Source organism: Methylococcus sp. ANG, from assembly GCF_040730495.1.
Lineage (GTDB): Bacteria > Pseudomonadota > Gammaproteobacteria > Methylococcales > Methylococcaceae > Methylococcus.
This window is the reverse complement of sequence record NZ_CP160399.1, coordinates 792327-811190: the sequence shown is the minus strand read 5'-3', so window position 1 is coordinate 811190 and position 18864 is coordinate 792327. Positions and strand designations below refer to the sequence as shown.

At 65.1% G+C, this 18864-nt stretch carries 18 protein-coding genes; 4 read left to right on the top strand and 14 right to left on the bottom strand.

The genetic code is table 11. From position 1 onward, the window contains the following. Positions 1–13 precede the first annotated feature (13 nt). The 7 genes from nuoC to ABZN20_RS03785 form a co-directional block, all read right to left on the bottom strand. The gene (gene nuoC, locus ABZN20_RS03815) at positions 14–1777 is read right to left on the bottom strand and encodes an NADH-quinone oxidoreductase subunit C/D (protein ID WP_367026797.1); all 1764 of its coding nucleotides are present in this window, start codon (positions 1775–1777) and stop codon (positions 14–16) included. Between the two features lie 18 nt (positions 1778–1795). Then, positions 1796–2437 (bottom strand): NuoB/complex I 20 kDa subunit family protein, encoded by a 642-nt coding sequence (locus tag ABZN20_RS03810; protein WP_218806855.1) that lies wholly within the window; start codon positions 2435–2437, stop codon positions 1796–1798. Positions 2438–2445: 8 nt separating this feature from the next. Then, the gene (ndhC, locus tag ABZN20_RS03805; protein WP_218806856.1) at positions 2446–2865 is read right to left on the bottom strand and encodes an NADH-quinone oxidoreductase subunit A; all 420 of its coding nucleotides are present in this window, start codon (positions 2863–2865) and stop codon (positions 2446–2448) included. A 181-nt stretch (positions 2866–3046) separates the two neighbouring features. Beyond that, the gene (locus tag ABZN20_RS03800; RefSeq protein WP_367026796.1) at positions 3047–6211 is read right to left on the bottom strand and encodes an efflux RND transporter permease subunit; all 3165 of its coding nucleotides are present in this window, start codon (positions 6209–6211) and stop codon (positions 3047–3049) included. Next, positions 6208–7338: an efflux RND transporter periplasmic adaptor subunit gene (locus ABZN20_RS03795; protein WP_255556466.1), complete on the bottom strand. Its 1131-nt coding sequence runs from the start codon at positions 7336–7338 to the stop codon at positions 6208–6210. The genes ABZN20_RS03800 and ABZN20_RS03795 overlap by 4 nt, the downstream gene beginning before the upstream one ends. A 166-nt stretch (positions 7339–7504) precedes the next feature. Further along, the gene (locus ABZN20_RS03790; protein WP_367026795.1) at positions 7505–9100 is read right to left on the bottom strand and encodes a TolC family protein; all 1596 of its coding nucleotides are present in this window, start codon (positions 9098–9100) and stop codon (positions 7505–7507) included. A 203-nt stretch (positions 9101–9303) separates the two neighbouring features. After that, on the bottom strand, positions 9304–9555 hold the full coding sequence (locus ABZN20_RS03785) for a zinc-ribbon domain-containing protein (protein ID WP_218806859.1): 252 nt from the start codon (positions 9553–9555) through the stop codon (positions 9304–9306). Positions 9556–9790: 235 nt separating this feature from the next. Between ABZN20_RS03785 and ABZN20_RS03780 the strand changes: the two genes are divergently transcribed. Next, on the top strand, positions 9791–10600 hold the full coding sequence (locus tag ABZN20_RS03780; RefSeq protein WP_367026794.1) for a helix-turn-helix domain-containing protein: 810 nt from the start codon (positions 9791–9793) through the stop codon (positions 10598–10600). A 6-nt stretch (positions 10601–10606) separates the two neighbouring features. Here the strand turns inward: ABZN20_RS03780 and ABZN20_RS03775 are convergent, their stop codons facing one another. The 4 genes from ABZN20_RS03775 to ABZN20_RS03760 are packed head-to-tail and all read right to left on the bottom strand — an operon-like array spanning position 10607 to position 14720. Then, positions 10607–11692 (bottom strand): YkgJ family cysteine cluster protein, encoded by a 1086-nt coding sequence (locus tag ABZN20_RS03775; protein ID WP_218806861.1) that lies wholly within the window; start codon positions 11690–11692, stop codon positions 10607–10609. Positions 11693–11752: 60 nt separating this feature from the next. Continuing rightward, positions 11753–12256, bottom strand: a complete 504-nt coding sequence (locus tag ABZN20_RS03770) for a hypothetical protein (RefSeq protein ID WP_218806862.1) — start codon at positions 12254–12256, stop codon at positions 11753–11755. Between the two features lie 18 nt (positions 12257–12274). Continuing rightward, a complete protein-coding gene (locus ABZN20_RS03765) occupies positions 12275–14176 on the bottom strand; it encodes an ABC-F family ATP-binding cassette domain-containing protein (RefSeq protein ID WP_367026793.1) in 1902 nt (633 codons plus the stop codon). Positions 14177–14195: 19 nt separating this feature from the next. Further along, positions 14196–14720 (bottom strand): YcxB family protein, encoded by a 525-nt coding sequence (locus tag ABZN20_RS03760; protein WP_218806864.1) that lies wholly within the window; start codon positions 14718–14720, stop codon positions 14196–14198. Between the two features lie 177 nt (positions 14721–14897). Here ABZN20_RS03760 and bfr point away from each other — a divergent pair, with 177 nt between their 5' ends. Both bfr and ABZN20_RS03750 read left to right on the top strand, forming a co-directional pair. After that, the gene (bfr, locus tag ABZN20_RS03755; protein ID WP_218806865.1) at positions 14898–15377 is read left to right on the top strand and encodes a bacterioferritin; all 480 of its coding nucleotides are present in this window, start codon (positions 14898–14900) and stop codon (positions 15375–15377) included. Positions 15378–15510: 133 nt separating this feature from the next. After that, entirely contained in the window at positions 15511–15714 is a 204-nt protein-coding gene (locus ABZN20_RS03750; protein ID WP_218806866.1) for a (2Fe-2S)-binding protein, read from the top strand. Positions 15715–16015: 301 nt separating this feature from the next. Here the strand turns inward: ABZN20_RS03750 and def are convergent, their stop codons facing one another. The 3 genes from def to ABZN20_RS03735 all read right to left on the bottom strand — a co-directional run bounded on the left by def (position 16016) and on the right by ABZN20_RS03735 (position 17717). Next, positions 16016–16591 (bottom strand): peptide deformylase, encoded by a 576-nt coding sequence (def, locus tag ABZN20_RS03745; RefSeq protein WP_367026792.1) that lies wholly within the window; start codon positions 16589–16591, stop codon positions 16016–16018. Position 16592: 1 nt separating this feature from the next. After that, the gene (locus ABZN20_RS03740; RefSeq protein ID WP_367026791.1) at positions 16593–17414 is read right to left on the bottom strand and encodes an NADPH-dependent oxidoreductase; all 822 of its coding nucleotides are present in this window, start codon (positions 17412–17414) and stop codon (positions 16593–16595) included. A gap of 69 nt (positions 17415–17483) precedes the next feature. Then, positions 17484–17717 (bottom strand): hypothetical protein, encoded by a 234-nt coding sequence (locus ABZN20_RS03735; protein ID WP_367026790.1) that lies wholly within the window; start codon positions 17715–17717, stop codon positions 17484–17486. Positions 17718–18026: 309 nt separating this feature from the next. Between ABZN20_RS03735 and ABZN20_RS03730 the strand changes: the two genes are divergently transcribed. After that, positions 18027–18857, top strand: coding sequence for a methyltransferase domain-containing protein (locus tag ABZN20_RS03730; RefSeq protein WP_218806869.1), 831 nt, complete (start codon positions 18027–18029; stop codon positions 18855–18857). Positions 18858–18864 lie beyond the last annotated feature (7 nt).

The following is an 18864-nucleotide window of genomic DNA, read 5'->3' as shown; positions in this document are numbered from 1 at the left end:
TCTTTCAGCTCCTTCAGCGGTCCACGTCGGCCATCACGAAATCGATGCTGGCGAGGATGGCGATCAGGTCGGCGATCATCAGCCCCCGGCTCATCAGCGGGATCATCTGCAGATGGGGGAACGAGGGCGTGCGGATGCGGGTGCGGTACGACATGGTGCCGCCGTCGGAAGTGAGGTAGTAGCCGTTCAGTCCCTTGGTCGCCTCGATCGTCACGCAGGCCTCGCCCGGCGGGATCACCGGTCCCCAGGAGACGCTGAGGAAGTGCTGAATCAGCGTCTCGATGTCGTGCATCGTGCGTTCCTTGGGCGGCGGCGTGGTGAGCGGGTGCTCGGCCTTGTAGGGGCCGGACGGCATGTGGTTCACGCACTGCTCGATGATCCGGAGACTCTGCCGCATCTCCTCCACACGCACCGCGCAGCGGTCGTAGCAGTCGCCGTTCGCGCCGGTGGGAATGTCGAATTCGAAGTTCTCGTAGCCCGAGTACGGCCGGGCCTTGCGGTAGTCCCAGGCGAGGCCCGTGGCCCTGATTCCCGCGCCGGTCACGCTCCAGTCGATGGCCTCCGCCGTGGTGTAGGCGCCGATGCCGCGGGTGCGGCGCTGGATCAGCTTGTTGGCCATCACCGCCTTGTCGTACTCGGCCAGGCGCTTGGGGAAGTAGGCGATGAACTCGCGGATCAGCCTGTCCCAGCCCTCCGGGAGGTCCATGGCGACGCCGCCGATGCGGAAGAAGCTGGAATGCATCCGGGCGCCGGTGAAGGATTCGATGATTTCGAACACCTTCTCGCGGTCGATGAACATGTAGAAGATCGGCGACATCTGTCCCACGTCCTGGGCAAAGGTGCCGTAGAACAAGAGGTGGCTGGCGATCCGGTAGAACTCGGAGATCATGACCCGGATGACCCGGGCGCGCTCCGGCACCTCGATCCCGGCCAGTTTCTCCACCGCCATGACGTAAGGCAAGTTGTTCATCGAACCGCCGAGGTAGTCGACCCGGTCGGTGTAGGGGATGTAGCTGTGCCAGGACTGGCGCTCCCCCATCTTCTCGGCGCCGCGGTGGTGGTAGCCGATGTCCGGCACGGCATCGACGATCTCCTCGCCGTCGAGCTGGAGGGCGACCCGGAACACCCCGTGCACGCTGGGATGATTGGGACCCAAGTTCAGGAACAGGAAATCGGTGTCAGCGCTCTGGCGCTGCATGCCCCATTCCTCGGGCACGAAACGCAGGGCTTCCTGCTCGTGCTGCTGCACGTCGTCCGGCAGGCTGAACGGTTCCATCTCGGTGGCGCGGGCCGGGTGGTCCTTGCGCAGGGGATGGCCCTGCCAGGTCGGCGGCATGATGATGCGGCGCAGGTTGGGATGGCCGTCGAAACGGATGCCGAACATGTCCCAGACTTCCCGCTCGTACCAGTTGGCGGCGGGACAGACGGAGGTGATGCTGGGCAGGACGGGCCCGGATTCGGGCAACGCCACCTTCAGCCGGACGTCGGCATTGCGCTCCAGGGAAATCAGATGGTACACGACGGTGTAGGCGCTGACCGGCAAGCCGTCGCGGTGTTGGCGGACCCGCTCGTCCACGGCGGTCAGGTCGAACAGCAGGGCATAGGGCCGGTCGATCTCCAGCCGCAGGTAGCGGACCGCCGCCACGATGGCTTGGGAGGGGACCCACAGCGTCGGGATACCGTCGGCGGTGGTCTGCGGGATGAAGCCCTCGCCGCCGAAGCGCCGGCTCAGGTCCGGTACGATGGTTCCAGCATGTTCCGTCATCGAGGCCGCCATGTCCGGGTTCCCTCTCGTTCAATCCAGGCTGAACGGATCGTGCAGTTCGGCGGCCCGGTTGCGCTCGGCCTGTTTGAGGTCGCGCCGGCTGGGCGCGGGGGCCTTTTGAATGCCTTGCGGGCCGATCACCCAGCTCAAGGGCCGCTCCTCTTTTCCCACCGATTCCTGCAGCATCATCAGCCCCTCCAGCAAGGCTTCCGGCCGCGGCGGACAGCCCGGCACGTAGACGTCCACCGGCAGGAACTTGTCCACGCCCTGGACCACGCTGTAGATGTCGTACATCCCGCCGGAATTGGCGCAGGAGCCCATGGAAATGATCCACTTGGGTTCGAGCAACTGATCGTACAGGTGCTTGACCACCGGCGCCATTTTCCGGAACACCGTGCCGGAAATCACCATCAGGTCGGCCTGGCGGGGGCTGGCGCGGATGACCTCGGAACCGAAGCGGGCGATGTCGAAGCGGCTGGTGAAGGCCGTCGCCATCTCGACGTAACAGCAGGACAGGCCGAAATTGAAGGGCCAGATCGAATTCTTGCGGCCCCAGCGCACCAGGTCGTCCAGGCGGGCGAACAGGATGTTGCGCCGCAGGGCTTCCTCGTAGGTCTGCCGACCCGGCTGGGGCGTTAAGGCTTGGTCCGCTCGTGTCAGGCTCCAGCGCATGGGGGCTCCTACAGGTGGATTTTGGCTTCGACGATGCGCTGGCGGGGCGTGCGCCAGTCGAGCGCGCCGATACGCCACAGATAGACCAGTGTGGCAACCAGGACGCCGATGAAGATCAGGATTTCGATGTAGCCGGGCCAGCCGCTTTCGCGGAAGGCGATGGCCCAGGCGAAGATGAAGACGGCTTCGAGGTCGAAGATGACGAAGAAGATCGCGATGAGATAGAACCGGACCGAGAAGCGGAGCTGGGAGCTGCCCACCGCGACGATGCCGGATTCGTAGGGCTGTTCCGTCGCGTGGGTGCGGCGGGTGCGGCGTTCGCCCAGGAAGGGAGGCAGCGCGAGCATGGTGCCCACGACGATCAGCACCAGCCCGAAATAGAGCAGGAGCGGCCAAAGATCGGTATGTGGAACGCCAGCGGAACTCATGTACTCATGTCTCCCGATGTTCGCGTAAGCATCTTCCGCCGGGGCGGAGGATATGCCACAAAGCTGGCTACACTTTCGTCAAGCGGAGCCGGGTTGTCAATCGCAATTATGGGAGCGGATCAAAGCCCGCTTCCATCGAGTTCCCACGGGCCGGCAAGCCGGGACGCCCATACGACCCGCCTCAGCCGGCCGCTGAGGATTCCGGCTTCCCTCCTTTCTTCCGCTCGCTCCAGCGCTGGGTGATGACGTAGAACACCGGCACGAACGGAATGGCCAGGATGGTGGAGGCCAGCATGCCGCCGAACACTACGGTGCCGATCGCCTGCTGGCTGGCCGCGCCCGCGCCGCCGGCCTTCATCAGCGGGACGACGCCGAGGATGAAAGCGAACGAGGTCATGATGATGGGCCGGAACCGGCGCCGGGTGGCCTCCACCGCGGCGTCGGCGATGGCCATGCCCTCGGCGCGCAGTTCCCGGGCGAACTCCACCACCAGAATGGCGTTCTTGCTGGCCAGCGCGATCATGAGCACCAGCCCGACCTGGGTGTACAGGTTGTTGTCGAAGTGGCGGATGATGAGGGAGACGATGACGCCCACCAGGGCCATGGGCACCACCAGGATCACCGCGGCGGGGCTGGCCCAGCTTTCGTACTGGGCGGCCAGCACGAGGAACACCAGGAGGATGGACAGGGCGTAGATGTAATACGCCTGGTTGCCCACCTGCTTTTCCTGGAACGCGGTCGCGGTCCATTCGAAGTTCATGCCTTGCGGCAAGGTGTTCTTGGCGACCTGCTCCATCAGCCGGATCGCTTCGCCGGAACTGAATCCAGGGGCCGCGGTGCCGAAAACCGGTGCCGCCGGATAGAGGTTGTAGCGCGTGACCAGTTCCGAACCCAGCTTGTGGTTCACGGTCAACAATGAGCCCAGCGGCACCATGTCCTCCCGGACGTTCTTCACGTACAGATTCTGTATGTCCTCCGGACGCAGCCGGTAAGGTGCGTCGGCCTGGACGTAGACCTGGAACGACTGGTTGAATTTGTTGAACAGATTGACGTAGGCCGACCCGAGATATGCCTGCAAGGTGGCGAACACGTTGTTCATCGGGACTTCCTGCGACTGCGCCTTGGTCCGGTCGATGTCGAGGTAGAGCTGCGGGCTGCGGTTGCTGAAGGTCGAGCCCACGAAGCCGAGACCGGATTGCGAGGAGCCGGCGCGGGTGAGTTCCAGCACGCCTTTCTGCAACTCGGGCAGGCCGAGGCTGCGCTTGTCTTCGACCATCAACTGGAAGCCGCCCGCCTGGCCGAGGCCGCGGATGGGCGGGGGAATCATGATCGCGAACTGGGCCTCCGGAATGGCGTCGAGCTGCTGTTTCAAGCCGCCGAGAATGCGGGCCTGAGTCAGCGTCTCGCCGCGCTTGTCCCAGTCGTCATAAATGACGAAGGTCGTGGAGGCGTTCGAAAGGTTGGCGGTATCGAGAATCGACAGGCCCCCGATCACGACCCAGGCGTTGACGCCGGGGGTTTTCTTCAGGACCTCATCCAGCTTCCGGCTGGCTTCCCGGAGCCTGGGCTGCGCGGCGCCGTCCGGCAGGCGCGTCATGATCATGGCGTAACCCTGGTCTTCGCTGGGCAGGAAGCCGGTGGGGTGGATGCTGAACAGCCAACCGCCCACGGCGATGACGGCGAAGAAAACCGCGGCCATCGCTCCGGTCCGGTTCACCATCCACCGCACCAGCCGGGTATAGGCCGCCTCGATTGCGCCATAGACTTTGTTGAAGCCGCGGTAGAACGCGTTCGGACGGTGCTCGGCCGGTCTGGCCTTGAGGTAGAGGGCGCACTGGGCGGGTTTCAGGGTCAAGGCGTTGATGGCGCTGATGACCGCGGTGGAGGCGATCACCAGGGCGAATTGCCGGAACATCTGGCCGGTGATGCCGGGCAGGAAGGCCGAAGGCAGGAATACCGCCGTCAGCACCAGGGTGATGCCGATCACGGGGCCGGTCATTTCGCTCATGGCCTTGATCGCCGCGTCCTTGGGCGTCAGTCCCTTCTCGATGTAATGCCAGGCGTTCTCGACGATCATGATGGCGTCGTCCACGACGATGCCGATCGCCAGGATCAAGGCGAACAGCGTCATCAGATTGACCGAGAAACCGAGCATCGCCATCGCGGCGAAGGCGCCGATGATGGTCACCGGCACGGTGGTCGCCGGCACCAGGGTGGCCCGCCAATTCTGCAGGAACACCATGATGACGATCAGCACCAGCACGCCGGCTTCGAGCAGGGTCTCGTAGACCGCGTGGATCGATTGATCGATGAACTTCGTGGTGTCGTAGAAGATCGCGTACTTGAGCCCTTCGGGAAAGTCCTGGCTCATTTCTTCCATCGACTGCTTGATTTTTTCGCCGACGTCGATGGCGTTGGCCCCGGGCAGGGTATAGACCACGATCTGGGTCGACCGGTGGCCGTTGACCTCGGCGTAGTTGGTGTAAGTCTGCTGGCTCAACTCGACTCGGGCGAGGTCCTTCACGCGCACGATCCGGGCGGTATCCTCGCTCGCGACCGCCTGCTGGGGCTTTCCCCGCGTGGTCTTGATGATGATGTTCTCGAATTCCGAGACATCGGACAGGCGGCCCAGGGCATTGATGGTGAACTGGTAGGGCTGGTCCTCGGGCACCGGCGGGCCGCCGAGCTGGCCGGCCACGACCTCGACGTTCTGCTGCTGGATGGCGTCGGCCACGTCCTTCGCCGTCAGGCCGTAGTAGCGCAGCCGTTCCGGATTCAGCCACACCCGCATGCTGTAGGAGCCGGCGCCGACGACCTTGATCTGCCCGACGCCATGGATGCGGGCCAGCGGATACTGCAGATTGATGACGGCGTAATTGGACAGATAGGTTTCGTCGAAACGGTCGTCGTCCGAGTACAGGCTGATGACCTGCAGCATGTCGGTCGAGACCTTCTTGACGGTGACGCCCTGTTTCTGGACGGCATCCGGCAACTGGGCCAGGGCGCCGTTGACCATGTTCTGTACCAGGGCCAGGCCGGTATTGAGGTCGCTGCCGACCCGGAAGGTGACGGTCAAGGTGTAGGAGCCGTCGCTGCCACTGGTCGAGGACAGATACAGCGAATTCTCCACCCCGTTGACGGCCTGCTCGATCGGGATGCCGACGGTGTTGGCGATGATTTCTGCGCTGGCGCCGGGATAGCGGGTGGTCACCTGGATGGTGGGTGGCACGATGTCCGGGTATTGGGCGACCGGCAAATTGATGAGGCTGACGGCACCCAGAATGATCGTGACGATCGCGATGACGTTCGCGAAGATCGGCCGTTCGATGAAGAACTTGGAGATCATCGGGCGGGCGCTCCCGCGGACTTGCCGGCCGAGTCAGCCGCCAACGGCTGCCGGACGGGTGCCACTTCCTTGCCCGGAATGGCGCGCAGCAGGCCGTCGACGACGATCCAGTCGGTGCTTTTCAGCCCGTCGGTGATCGACATCATGCGGCCGGAAGGGGGGCCGGTGGTGATGCTGCGCCGCTCGACCAGGTTGCTGTCGTTGACCACGAGCACGTAGGGGCCGATCTGGTCGTAGCTGATGGCTTCCACCGGGATGAGCAGCGCGGACTGCGCCGTATCGACCGGCGCCTTGAGCCGGGCGAACAGGCCGGGAAGAATGGAATAGTCCGGGTTCGGGAAGACGGCGCGCAGCAGCAGGGTGCCGGTGGAGGGGTCCAGCCGGATGCCGGCGAAGTCGAGTTTGCCTTGGTGCGGGTAGCCGTCCTCGTTGACCAGGCCCAGAAAGACGGGCACGTCCGGCATCCGGGGGCTGGTCGCCTCATCCTGGTGCTTGCCGCGGACCCGCAGCAGATCCTGCTCGCTGATCGTGAAATAAGCATAGATCGGGTCGATCTGGTTGATCTCGGCGAGCACGGTTTTCTCGCCGGCGCCCACCAGGTTGCCGGGATCCTTGAGGCGGCGGCCGGCGCGGCCGGTGAACGGCGCCCTGACTTCGGTGTAGCTCAGATTGAGCCGGGCCAGGTCGACGTTGGCTTCCGAGGCCATGACCGCGGCCTGCGCCGAATCCCGTTCGTAGTGCCAGCGGTCGACGTCGGTCTGGGCGGCCGCGTTCTGCTTGAGCAGCCCCGAGAAACGGGCGAATTCGGTTTCCGCATGCATCAGGCGGGCCTTGTCGGCGAGCACCTGGGCCTTGGCCTCCTTGAGCTTGGCGTCGTAGGTGTTCTGCTGGATGAGGAACAGCAGTTGTCCTTCCTTGACGATCTCGCCCTCGCGGAACAGGATTTTTTCCAGATAGCCTTCGACGCGGGCCCGGAGCTCCACGGTCTTGATCGCCTGGGTGTTTCCCGTGAGTTCGAGGTAAGGTGTGACCGGGCCTTCGACCGGCTGGCTGACGATCACTTTCGGCGGCGGCGGCGGCACGTAAGTGTTGGGTTTCTCGCAGCCGGCGGAGGCAAGCAACAGCATGGATATGCCCGTACCGATAAGCGCTCGCCACATAGTCCCTGGGCGGCAATGAGTCGTGCGAATCACTGGAAGAGTCTCCCTGAAGTCGTTTCCGGTAGCGGCGGGACCGTGTGAGGAAGCACGCGCCGCGAGGTCTTGAATCATAAGGCTTGAGAGGGTTCCGGCCTCACCAGTCCGGTGCCCGGATGAGGTTGGCCGGCGGTGCCTTGGGGACGGCCCCCGGCTTCAACAGATCGCCCCAGTTGGTTCGCTCGGCCATCGCCTGCTGGATCGGTTCGGGGACGAAGTCCTTGCCTTCGCGAATTTGCCAGCCGCCGCCCAGGGTACGATAAACGCCGACCAGATTGGTGGCGATGTTGCCGAGGGTCTGGGCGAAGTTGTCCTGCTGCTTGAGCAGATCCTGCTCCGCCGTCAGCACGGTGGTGAAATCGGTGATGCCTTCGCGGTACTGCAGCGTGGCCAGATCCAGCGAGCGCTGGGCGGCGGCGGTGCTCTCCGCCAGGAACTCCGCGGAATTCTGGGTCTTGAGGAATCCGATCAAGGCGCTCTCGGCCTCCTGCTGCGCCTTCAGCACCGTGTTCTGGTAACCCAGGGCCAGTTCCTGGAAGCGGGCGTCCTGGGCCCGGACCTGGTTGGTGAGCTGGCCGTAATTGAACAAATTCCACTGCACCGAGGGCCCGAAGCGGTAGAAATGCTGCCCCCAATTGAAGATGTCGCCCAGGCTATGGCCCTGGGAGTTGGTGGAGACGAAGCCGAAGCTGCCGCTGATCGAGAAGGCCGGATAGAGCGACGCCTTGGCGATGCCGATGCGGGCCGATTGCGCGGCGGCGCTCTGTTCCGCGCGGCGCACGTCCGGCCGCCGCCGTAGCAGATCGGCCGGAATGCCGACGGCGACCTGGACCGGCGGGGCGGGAATCTGTCCGAACCGGGCTCCCGAGCCCAAGGGCTTGTCGAGTTTTTCGGGCGGCATGCCCAGCAGATAGCTAAGCGTGTTTTTCGCCTGCCGCAACTGTCCTTCCAGCACCGGGATGGTTGCCTGGGTGCTGGCCAGTACGGTCTTCGCCTGCTCCACGTCGCGCTGGGTGCTGGTGCCGCCGTGGAACTTGGCGTCGGCGATGCGCAGGCTCTCGCTCTGGGTCTCGACGTTGTGGCGGGCGATGTCGAGGCGCTTTTCCAGGGTCCGGATCTGCACGTAGGTGTTGGCGACATCGGCGGTGAGGGTGACCAGGATGTCGTCGTACTCGGCGACGGAGGCCATCAACTGGGCATCGGCCGACTCGATGGCCCGGCGGTACTTGCCCCAGATGTCGATTTCCCAGTTCGACATGACGCCGACGCGGGTATACCAGAGGCTGTCGCCACTTCCCAAGCCGAGATCCCGGAGGAAAGGCATGCTGATTTTCTCGGTTTGCCCCTCGAATCCCTGTTGCTGCGGAAACAGATTGCCGGTGGCGACGCCCAGTTCCGCGCGCGAGCCCAGGATGCGGACGGCGGCGATCTGCAGCGGGAGATTCTGCGAATAAGCGGTTTCGATGAGTTTGTTCAGGACCGGGTCCTTGAACACCCGCCACCACTCGCGGAAATTGCCTTCCTTCTTGGAGACCCGGGAGTCCTCGCTTTCGAGCCAGTCGGGGGAAACCCGGGTTTCGGGAGTCTGGTAATCCGGTCCGATCTTATTGCTGCAGCCGACGGCGAGAACCGCCGGAATGATCAGAAGCAGCCGGCATCCGGCGTTCTTCAATACCTCGATTTTGGGCTCCATCCTGTACGGAATCCTGCTTCAGTCAAAGTCCTGGTGATGATCGTGTCTCACCGACCGCTCGTCGGAACGCGCCATGGCCATTCGGGCCGAATGGCTGCGGTACGCGCCAAGCATGCCTTAAGCCTTCCCATCGTGTCGAGCCATGCCTTGGAATTGTAATCGAGAACACGAAGGGGCTCCCTCCCTTCGTGCCCGGCACCCGCTTACAGTTTTCCAAGCATGAACAACACCACGCCCGGCATCGCGAGCGCGGGTCCCCACCAGGCGCCGACAAGGGTCGCCACGATGCCGGCGGCAAGAGTCAGGATTCCGATGGCCTGGAATTTTCCGCCGAGCTTCCTGATGGGAGGTTCATTTTCACCGGCGGATGATTCGACCGATTTTCCGCAGCTTGGGCAGACGCTTGCGGGCGCGGAGATTTTTGCTCCGCAGTTTGCACAGGTGCCGAGTTCCATATTTTTCTCCTCGTTCTGAGATCGGGCCAACGGCCCTTTGTTGTTTTGGGAGTGGAGACTGCATAGCCTTACGCCGGAACGCTGGTCCGGTGTGGCTATTCTGACACCTCAAGCCTGGCCGTGGCACGCCGCGCTGTCACGCGGGAGCCCCGCGGCGGAATCGAACTTGCCAAGCCGTGACCGGATGCGTTTGAATGCGCGGACGGGCAAGCGCTTAAAATACTTCGTTTTTCGGATGGCGGACAACGACATGGGCGACGCGATGGACAACGATCTTGCAGGCCGGCCGGGAGGGGAAGGGGGGAGCGCGGGGCAGAGGCTCCGGGCCGCCAGGGAGGCTCGCCGCCTCGGGGTCGACAAGGTGGCGCGCGAACTGCACCTGTCGGCAGGGATCATCGGCGCGCTCGAGCGGGACGACTACGCCAGCCTGCCGCCCCCGGCGTTCGTGCGCGGATACCTGCGCAATTACGCGCGTCTGCTGGATCTGCCGGAGCAGGAAATCGTCGACGCCTACAACCGCGTCGCAGGGGAGGAGGCAGGTCCGGAGCTGCGGCCGGCGGTGCGCGGCCAGGGCGAGGCGAAACCCGCTTCCTGGCTCGGTCCGCTGGGACTGGTCCTCCTGGGCATTGCGGGTATCTGGGGCTACCAGTATTGGCGTTCGTTCCAGACTTCGTCCGGCGCGCCGGCACCCGCCTCGAGCCCAATGGCGGCTGTCGAGGCGCCTGGCTCGCCGACCGTTCCGCCGTATCCGTCAGCGCAGCCGGAGCCCTCTCCCGCGCCCCCACAGCCGGAGGTGGATACCCTGACGCTGAGCTTCTCGGGGGAATCCTGGGCCAGCGTCATCGATGCGGAAGGGAAAAGACTGCTCTTTCAGACAGTGGCCAAAGACCAGGTAAAGACCGTCCAGGGGAAGGCTCCGTTCAAGATCACGCTCGGCCGTCCGGCGGACACCCGCCTGGAATACAACGGCAGGGCTTACGATCACGGCTATACCAGCAACCGCAGTTCGGTGCGGTTTTCCGTGCCCAGGGCTTCCGGGCAATGAGCGTTCCTACAGCGACAGGCCGACTCTCCGGCGGGCATCCAGACAGTTCGCGCTGCCGGGTGTGAAGTCCCGGCAGGTCCGGGGGCGGTCCTGGTAGATCCGGCAGGCATAGGATTCCGCCGGGTCGTTGCCGCCCGCCAGGGCGGCGCAGCGTTCGCCGTCGCGGCGCAATTTCCGGCGGTTCCCGGCGGCGATGACCAGTTCGGGATGCAGGCGGGCGACCGGTTCGCGCGCCGCTATCTCCACCGCCTGGTAGGCTTCCCGGCAGCAGGCGCCGCAGGCGAGGCAATCGAGCTCTTCAGCAGGCTCCCAGCGCATGCAGGCCGGCGCGTCGGGGGCGATGCGCACTTTCGGTGCATGCCGGCAGCGAATCCCCTGGCGTTCGGCGTGTGACCATGCGCAGCCGGCGCAGCCTTTGTCCGCCCGATGGAGCGCGACGGCGGCATGGCCCGCCGGATGCCGCGGCGGGGGTGGTGCGACCGTGCCCCACAGGGACGGCATCCGCCCTTCGCCGGCGTCATCGCTCCTGATGTGGGCGGGGACGACGACGGCGACGGCCGCGGTCGCCGCCAGGGCAGCCTGGAGGTGCGGCGCCCAGCGCGGCTGCGAGGCGCGCCAAGCCGCCAGCCGTGCGGCGACGCACGAAGGCTCGCGGCGGCCGCCTTTGTCCGCCGGCGCCGTCATCGGGTCGTCGCCGAGGGTTGGCCAGAATTTGACGCGAAAGTCGGTGGTGGGGGCGAAAAAATGGCGCAGGCCCACGCCGTCGGCGAGATGGGCCTGGAGCCGCAGGCAGGCCTGCTCGCGCCACAGGTGGCGGTTGCTGGTGTTGTCCAATCCCCAATCCACTTGGGCTTCGCCGGCCTCGCCCTCCACCAGCGCATGGCACAGCTCGTGGAAGATCATCTGGGCGAGGGAGTCGTCCGGGTCGAGCAAGTCGTCGCTGCCGATCAGGATCGTGCCGCGCCCGTCGGTGGACGCATAGACCTCGGGGCTGCGTGCGATGCGGAAGCCCACGTTTTCGGCGCAGGCGATCCAGATTCGCGCCAGAGGGTCGTCGTAACGGTGATGGGGTTGGCGCAGGAATGCGGTCATGTACCGGAAGTGGCGGTGCGCGGTGAAACGGGAAAAGCGGCGTGCGAGGTGCCGATGCGGTCAAACGGCCGAAGGGGGGAACAGCGTCATAATGACGCTGTAGCTTCCCGCCACGTACGCGACGGCAAGCAGCAGGCCGGTGGTCCAGGGTTTGGACAGCGCATGCCGGAAGATGTGCGCGACGACGGCGACGTGCCAGAGCATCATGCCGAACAGGATGAGATGGATGCCGGCGGCGTCGGGGACTGCAAGGGTCCAGCCCACCAAGGGGATGGCGGGCGCGCTGATGACGACGTCGCTGCCGAGAATGGCGGTCGCCGTCTTCTGCCAGCGCGGCGTCTTCTTGAAGAGAGCCAGCAGCAGCCAGACGAATCCGAGGAGCATCGCCAGTTCCGCCACCGATTCGATGATGGCCGGCAGCCATTCCACTTCCAGCCCCAGCAGGATGAAGCCGACGATGAGGTAGGTGCCCGCCGTGAGCCACAACAGCAGCGTGGACGGCGGGATATCCTGGGGACCTTTGCGGAACAGGCAGATTTCGATGAACAGTCGGATCAGCGGCATGCGGTGTCTTCTCCGGATTCAGGCAGTGTCAGCCAAGACCTGCGCCTGTTCCAGCGCCTCGGTGGCGGCATACCAGGCCGCTTCGGCGCGGACCAGCGACTCTTCCGCCTTGGCCTTGTCCAGCAGCAGCAGTTTGAGCCGGTCCTTGGCTTCCTCGGCGTAAACGCCGGGATCGGCCAACTGCGCCTCGAGTTCGTCCCGCCGCTTCGAGCAGCGCTCCAGCTCCGCTTCGGCACGTTCGAGCCGCAGGCGCAAAGGCCGGAGCTGCTGGCGCCTTTCGGCATCGGCCCGCCGGGTCTCGCGGCGGGAGGATCCGGCGTCGCGGCGGCCCTCGGCGGCGGATTCGGGGGAGTTACGGTTGCGCAGCCAGGCGCGGTAGTCGTCCAGATCGCCGTCGAATGGGGTGACCCGGCCGTCGGCGACCAGGAAGAAATTGTCCGCCACCGCCCGCAGCAGGTAGCTGTCGTGGGATACCAGTACCGCCGCGCCTTCGAAATCCTGCAGCGCCCGGATCAGCGCCAGGCGCATTTCCAGGTCCAGATGATTGGTCGGTTCGTCCAGCAGCAGGAGGTTGGGACGCTGGTAGACGATCAGGGCAAGCACCAGGCGGGCCTTCTCGCCGCCCGAAAACCCGGCGACGGGCTCGAAAGTCCGTTCGCCGCTGAAGCCGAAGCCGCCGAGGAAATCGCGGATGTCCTTTTCGGAAGCCTTGTCGTCCAGCCGCTGGACATGGAAGATCGCGTTTTCCTCGGGACGCAGCAGTTCCAGTTGATGCTGGGCGAAATAACCCAGCCGCAGTTCGCCGGAAACCCTGCGGTCGCCGTTGAGCGGCGGCTGCAGCCCCGCCAGCAGCCGGATCAAGGTCGATTTGCCGGCCCCGTTGCGGCCCAGCAATCCGACCCGGTCGCCCGGCATCAGCGACATCCCGACGTTTTCCAAGAGCGGAACGCCTTCGTATCCCACCGCCACGCCTTCGGCCTGCAGCAGCGGACGGGGCAGCTTTTCCGGCGGGCGGAAGGCGAATTCGAAGGGTGAATCCACGTGGGCCAGCGAAATGACCTCCATCTTCGCCAGCAGCTTGAGCCGGCTCTGGGCCTGACGCGCCTTGGTCGCCTTGGCACGGAACCGGTCGACGAAACCCTGCAGGCGGGCGACCTCGGCCTGCTGTCTGCGGAACGCCGTTTGGTTCTGGGCCAGCCGCTGGGCGCGGGCTTGTTCGAAGGCGGAGAAATTGCCGGTGTTCAGGACCACTTCGCCGTTTTCGATGTGGAGGATGTGATCGGCCAGGCCATCGAGGAAGTCCCGGTCGTGCGAGACGAACAGCAGGGTGCCGGGATAGGCCGCGAGCCATTCCTGCAGCCACAGCACGGCGTCGAGGTCGAGGTGGTTGGTCGGCTCGTCCAGCAGCAGGAGGTCCGAGCGGCACATCAGCGCCCGGGCCAGCGCGAGGCGCATGCGCCAGCCGCCGGAAAAGGCGTCGACCGGACGGTCCCCGTCTCCCGCCGCAAAGCCCAAACCCGCGATGAGCCGCCCGGCGTTGGCCCTGGCCTGGTAGCCGCCGATCGCTTCGTAGCGAGCGTGGGCCCGGGCCAGCGCGAGCCCGTCTCCGGAGGCTTCGGCCGCGGCGATCTCACGCTCGACCTCGCGCAGCTCGGCGTCGCCGTCCATGACGAACTCGATCGCCGCCCGCGTGTCCGTCGGCGTTTCCTGGGCGACATGGGCAATCACCCAGTTCGGCGGAAGCTGAACTTCGCCCGCGTCGGCCTGGCCGCTACCGGTCACCAGCTTGAACAGGCTGGACTTGCCGACCCCGTTGGCGCCGGTCACGCCGACCTTCTGACCCGGGAAGATGCTGAACGACGCGTGCTCGAACAGTATCCGCCCGCCGATCCTCAGGGGGACGTCGCGAAACCCGATCATCGTGAAAGGCGCGGCCGCTCTAGTCCGCCGCGGCGATCCGTTCGTCCGCCGCCCGCACGAAGTCGCGCAGCTTGGCGGCATTGACCGTGGCCCGCGGCACGATCAGGGCCGCGTCGATCGCCACGAAAATGAATGCGTACTTGTCGGTGAGCTCGATCCGCAGGATCTCGCTCCAGGGAATCCGGCTTTCCTCGCCGTCCAGCTTCTTTTCGATCAGCGCGTCCCTGGCTACGCTCAGCCGGTAGCGGCCCAGGATGCGCCGCTTGTCTTCGTCCGAGTGCATGGCGAGCAGTTGCTTGCGCGTGGTCCACCGCATGTAGGCGGGAACCAGGAAGCCCCAGGCCAGCGCGATGACGCCGACGTAGGCCGCGGACACCAAGTCCTGGTAATAGAACCAGAGAAACAGCGAAATGGCGACCAAGAAGGCAGGGATCGTCGACTGATGCCGTTGCCGCCGTTTCTTCAGCGCCTTGGTTTCCCGTATCTGATGCTCGCTGAAGGCCAGCAGGTCCTGTTCGCGCAGTTCGTACTCGATTTCGTTCATCTGTTGAGGTGTTCCGGTCGCCGATGTTGTGGTTTTCTTGCCGCGTGCGCCGCGGATCGGGCGTATATTCGAATGTGGCAGGGTGTTTTTTGGAGCTGACTAGTATACGTAATTCTGTTTCAATTACGCACGACAACCACGAAGGCCCTGAAGGGCCGCGTCCCGGGAGATGGGGAAATGAAAGGCCAACCCGAAGTGATAACGGCGCTGAATCGGCTGCTGGCGGGCGAGCTTGCCGCCATCGACCAGTATTTCATCCACGCGATGATGTACCGGGACTGGGGATTTCATGCCCTGCATGAGCACACCGCCCACGAAATGCAGGAAGAACAGGCTCACGCTGGTGCGCTGATCAAGCGGATCCTGTTCCTGGAAGGGGTTCCGGATGTGGTCGGCCGGGATGCGATCCGCGTCGGACGGAACGTGCCGGAGATGCTGAAAAACGACCTCGGCGTCGAATACGCCGTGATCGGCCATCTGCGCGAGGTGATCGGCCTGTGCGAGGAGAAGGGTGACTACGAGACCCGGCGTATCCTCCAGATTCTGCTCGACGACACCGAGGAGGATCACAGCTTGTGGCTGGAGACCCAGCTTCGGCTGATCGAGAGCATCGGCCTGGAGAACTATCTGCAAAGCCAAATGGAAGAAGGGATTTAGGCGCCGCTTCGGCCGTTGGATCGGGAAATGCTGTCGTCCCGATTCGGAAACAAAATTTTTTTCCGATTCTTGTTTGAGAAACGTTCTCAGTTCTGCTAGTCTAAGCTCGTACCCAGTCTCGAGGTCCATGCTTATGTACGTCTGCATCTGTAGGAACGTCACTGAACGCCAGGTCCGGGAAGCCGTCGTTCGCCACGGCGCGTGCAATCTGCGCACGCTGCGGAAGCGTGTGGATACCTGCAGCCAGTGCGGAAAATGCGCGCTGGAGGTCAAGACGCTCATCCGGGAAACCCTGGCGGAAAACGCCATGCTGGAACAGCAGGACATGGCGGCCTGAATATCCCTTGGCTTCCCCGGCGAAGCTTGCGCCGGCATCCAACGCCTTCCGTAAGCCGGGTTCCCACTCCGACATCAGAGCGAGCACAGGGCGCTTCAGCCCATTCCTCACGGCCCAATCCGGATCATTTCCGAAAACGTAAAACGCCCTTCCACGACCAGTTCTCCGAGAGGCCTCCGGGACCAGGGTGGCTGGTCGCCATGATCGTCAGGATTTCGTTGAATCACGGGGGACCATTCGCCCCCCGGATCGTTGATGCCAGCCGGCATCGGTGGCAGCGGGGCCGTTTGGTCCGCCGGCCTCAGCCGGATTCGATGTCCCGGTACCGTGCGTAGTTGGCCTGGCTGGTGAAGCTGCGCGGGTCCATGCGGTCGATGTAGAGGCTGCCGTGCAGGTGATCGATCTCGTGCTGGAGGATACGGGCATACCAGCCGCTGGCCTCGATGATTCGCGCTTCGCCCCACTGGTCCAGGCAGGACACCCGGACCGAGCGCGCGCGCTCCACCCGTGCGCTGAAGCCGGCGAGGCTGAGGCAGCCTTCGTGGAAGACGTCGGTCTCTTCCGAGCGGGCGATGATTTCCGGGTTGACGATGACGTGGAAGGGCACCGGTTCGCGTCCTCGCGCCGCCAGTTCCTCGGCCGACAGGCTCTTCTGGTAGTCGGCGCGGTCTTCGATGACGGCCAGTTGCAGGCCCTGGCCGATCTGCGGGGCGGCGAGCCCTACGCCCGGCGCGTCGCGCATCGTCTCGCGCATGTGCCCGATCAGCGCCTGGACCGCGGCGCTGCGGATTTCCTCCGGGCTCAAGGGACGCGCCCGCTGCCGCAGCACCGGTTCGCCGGCCTGGACGATCTTCAATCTGAGAGCGGCGCCGGCCAAGTCAGCGCAGCTCGAAGCCGAGGGCGTTCAGGGCCGCCTTGAGGCGGTCGCGGCCGGACAGCTTGGCGGGACCGGAGATCCGGGAGGCGGAGTGTTTCGACCAGTCGCCCGTGACCGCCATGTTCTGTTCGGCATAGAACTCCGACATCGCGGCGTTGTACCGCTCCACCGCGTCGTCCTGGCTTTCCAGGGCATAGGTTTCCCGGTGCAGCACCGCTTCCTGCGGCAGGCGCGGCTTGATGGCGGGGAGGGCGGCGGGGTCGGGATGGCCGACGCAGAGCCCGAATACGGCGAAAACCCCTGGCGGCAATCCGAGTTCCGCCGCCACCTGTTCCGGCCGGTTGCGCATCGCGCCGAGGTAGACGGTGCCCAGCCTTAGCGATTCCGCGGCGACCACGGCGTTCTGCGCCGCCAGGGCGGCGTCGACCACGGCCATGGTGTACATCTCCAGATAATCCAGCCCCTCCGCGGCGATGCCTCGCTGGGCCGCGATCCGCCGCAGACGGGCATGGTCGGCCAGCCAGACCAGGAACAGCGGCGCCTGGACGATGTGGGCCTGGTTGCCGGCCAGTTCGGCCAGCCGGGCGCGCCGCTCGCCATCCTCGACAGCGACCACGCTCCAGAGCTGGAGGTTGGACGAACTGGCGGCGGACTGGGCCGCCGCGATCAGGGTTTCGAGCGTGCCTGGGGCCAAGGGCTCGGCGGTGTAGGCGCGGACCGAGCGGTGGGACAGCAGGTGTTCCAGGACTTCGTTCGAGGCGATGGCCGGCATGGGTTCGTGCCGGCCGTAACGTGAGGCGAGTAGCGTTCGGGCTTGGCTCATGGTTTTCGATCGATGGCTCAGAAGGGCCGTCCTCCCGCCAGGCTGATGCGCTTGAGCACGCGCCGGGATTCACTTCGCCGCGCTTCGAGTCGGCGGGGAACGGGGTTCGCGCATGCACGGTCGCCTGGCTTGCGCTTTGAACGGATTGTAGGTGATGAGCCGCAGGCCGTCGATGAGGGGCCTGGTGGCTTCGTCCAGCATGTCGTAAGCCAGTGCCAGGTTGATCCGGGTGGTATCGTCGACGTTGGCGATGGGGGCGATGTCCGGGGTCTTGCCGGCGGCGTCGGATGTCGGTACCGGCATGTCCTCCGGCGGAATCCGGCAAGTGGCGGGCCGGCGGGTTGGCGCGCATACCGGTTGCTTTTTGATTTTGCCCCGGCTCTTCCCGAGGAGGGGGCATTCGATTATTCAAGAGAAATCCCGCAGCCTGTCCGGTTCCGCAGGCTTGTCGCCGGGCTGCATGCCGTAGATCGCCAGCCGATGGCGCAGGACGTTTGTTTCCGGGACAACCGCCGGGTTTCCGGCCGCCGCCAAGGCTTCTGAAGGGAGGGGACGTTGACTCAGGGACTTTGTAAACTCCGCCGGGACACTGCGCGATAACGGGTACAGGGTATGGCGAACGAATCGCACTACATCATCCAAGGCGGGGAATCCGGAGCCGAGCGGCTGCACGTGCTGGGCCGCGTCATGCGGCCGGGGAGCCTCGAGGTTCTGGGGCGAGCCGGCTTGGCGCCCGGAATGGACGTGCTGGATCTGGGCTGCGGAAGCGGGGACATGACGCTCGAGATCGCGCAGATCGTCAGCGCCACCGGGCGGGTCGTGGGGATCGACATGGACGCCGGCGTTCTTGCGCACGCCAAAAGGGTTTCCGACGGCTGTGGCCTCCCGGTCGAGTGGCGGCAGGGTCGCATCGAGGACATCGACGAAGATGGGGCTTTCGACATCGTTTACGCGCGCTTCCTCCTGTCTCACCTTGCCGATCCTCGCGATGCGCTCCGGCGGATGTGCAGGGCCGTCCGGCCGCTGGGCCGAATCGTGGTCGAGGACATCGACATCTCCGCCCATGTCCACTGGCCGCCGAGCGCGGCGTTCCGGCGCTACGTCGATCTGTACGCCGCTACCGGGCGCGCCCGGGGCGCCGATCCGGGCATCGGGCCGAGTCTTCCCGCATTGCTGATCGACGCCGGCCTGGAAGACGTGGACGTAGCGGTTTCCATGCCCGTCTTCCGGCAAGGCGAAGGCAAGACGGTCGCGCGGATCACGCTCTCGAACATCGCCGAGTCGGCGATCGCGGCGGGGCTGACCTGCCGCGAGGAAATCGACCGCTTGCTTGCCGAGCTGGCGGGACACGAGGCCGATCCGCGGTCCATCCAGAGTACCGCCCAGGTGTTCCAGGCGATCGGACGCCGTCCGCTGAAAGCGCTGGACACAGCGGGTGTGTGACGATGTT

Excerpts from the sequence above, each read along its gene's own strand:
- nuoC (WP_367026797.1), bottom strand. The coding sequence starts at position 1,777 with ATGGCGGCCTCGATGACGGAACATGCTGGAACCATCGTACCGGACCTG.
- ABZN20_RS03810 (WP_218806855.1), bottom strand. The coding sequence starts at position 2,437 with ATGCGCTGGAGCCTGACACGAGCGGACCAAGCCTTAACGCCCCAGCCG.
- ndhC (WP_218806856.1), bottom strand. The coding sequence starts at position 2,865 with ATGAGTTCCGCTGGCGTTCCACATACCGATCTTTGGCCGCTCCTGCTC.
- ABZN20_RS03800 (WP_367026796.1), bottom strand. The coding sequence starts at position 6,211 with ATGATCTCCAAGTTCTTCATCGAACGGCCGATCTTCGCGAACGTCATC.
- ABZN20_RS03795 (WP_255556466.1), bottom strand. The coding sequence starts at position 7,338 with ATGCTGTTGCTTGCCTCCGCCGGCTGCGAGAAACCCAACACTTACGTG.
- ABZN20_RS03790 (WP_367026795.1), bottom strand. The coding sequence starts at position 9,100 with ATGGAGCCCAAAATCGAGGTATTGAAGAACGCCGGATGCCGGCTGCTT.
- ABZN20_RS03785 (WP_218806859.1), bottom strand. The coding sequence starts at position 9,555 with ATGGAACTCGGCACCTGTGCAAACTGCGGAGCAAAAATCTCCGCGCCC.
- ABZN20_RS03780 (WP_367026794.1), top strand. The coding sequence starts at position 9,791 with ATGGCGGACAACGACATGGGCGACGCGATGGACAACGATCTTGCAGGC.
- ABZN20_RS03775 (WP_218806861.1), bottom strand. The coding sequence starts at position 11,692 with ATGACCGCATTCCTGCGCCAACCCCATCACCGTTACGACGACCCTCTG.
- ABZN20_RS03770 (WP_218806862.1), bottom strand. The coding sequence starts at position 12,256 with ATGCCGCTGATCCGACTGTTCATCGAAATCTGCCTGTTCCGCAAAGGT.
- ABZN20_RS03765 (WP_367026793.1), bottom strand. The coding sequence starts at position 14,176 with ATGATCGGGTTTCGCGACGTCCCCCTGAGGATCGGCGGGCGGATACTG.
- ABZN20_RS03760 (WP_218806864.1), bottom strand. The coding sequence starts at position 14,720 with ATGAACGAAATCGAGTACGAACTGCGCGAACAGGACCTGCTGGCCTTC.
- bfr (WP_218806865.1), top strand. The coding sequence starts at position 14,898 with ATGAAAGGCCAACCCGAAGTGATAACGGCGCTGAATCGGCTGCTGGCG.
- ABZN20_RS03750 (WP_218806866.1), top strand. The coding sequence starts at position 15,511 with ATGTACGTCTGCATCTGTAGGAACGTCACTGAACGCCAGGTCCGGGAA.
- ABZN20_RS03740 (WP_367026791.1), bottom strand. The coding sequence starts at position 17,414 with ATGAGCCAAGCCCGAACGCTACTCGCCTCACGTTACGGCCGGCACGAA.
- ABZN20_RS03735 (WP_367026790.1), bottom strand. The coding sequence starts at position 17,717 with ATGCCGGTACCGACATCCGACGCCGCCGGCAAGACCCCGGACATCGCC.
- ABZN20_RS03730 (WP_218806869.1), top strand. The coding sequence starts at position 18,027 with ATGGCGAACGAATCGCACTACATCATCCAAGGCGGGGAATCCGGAGCC.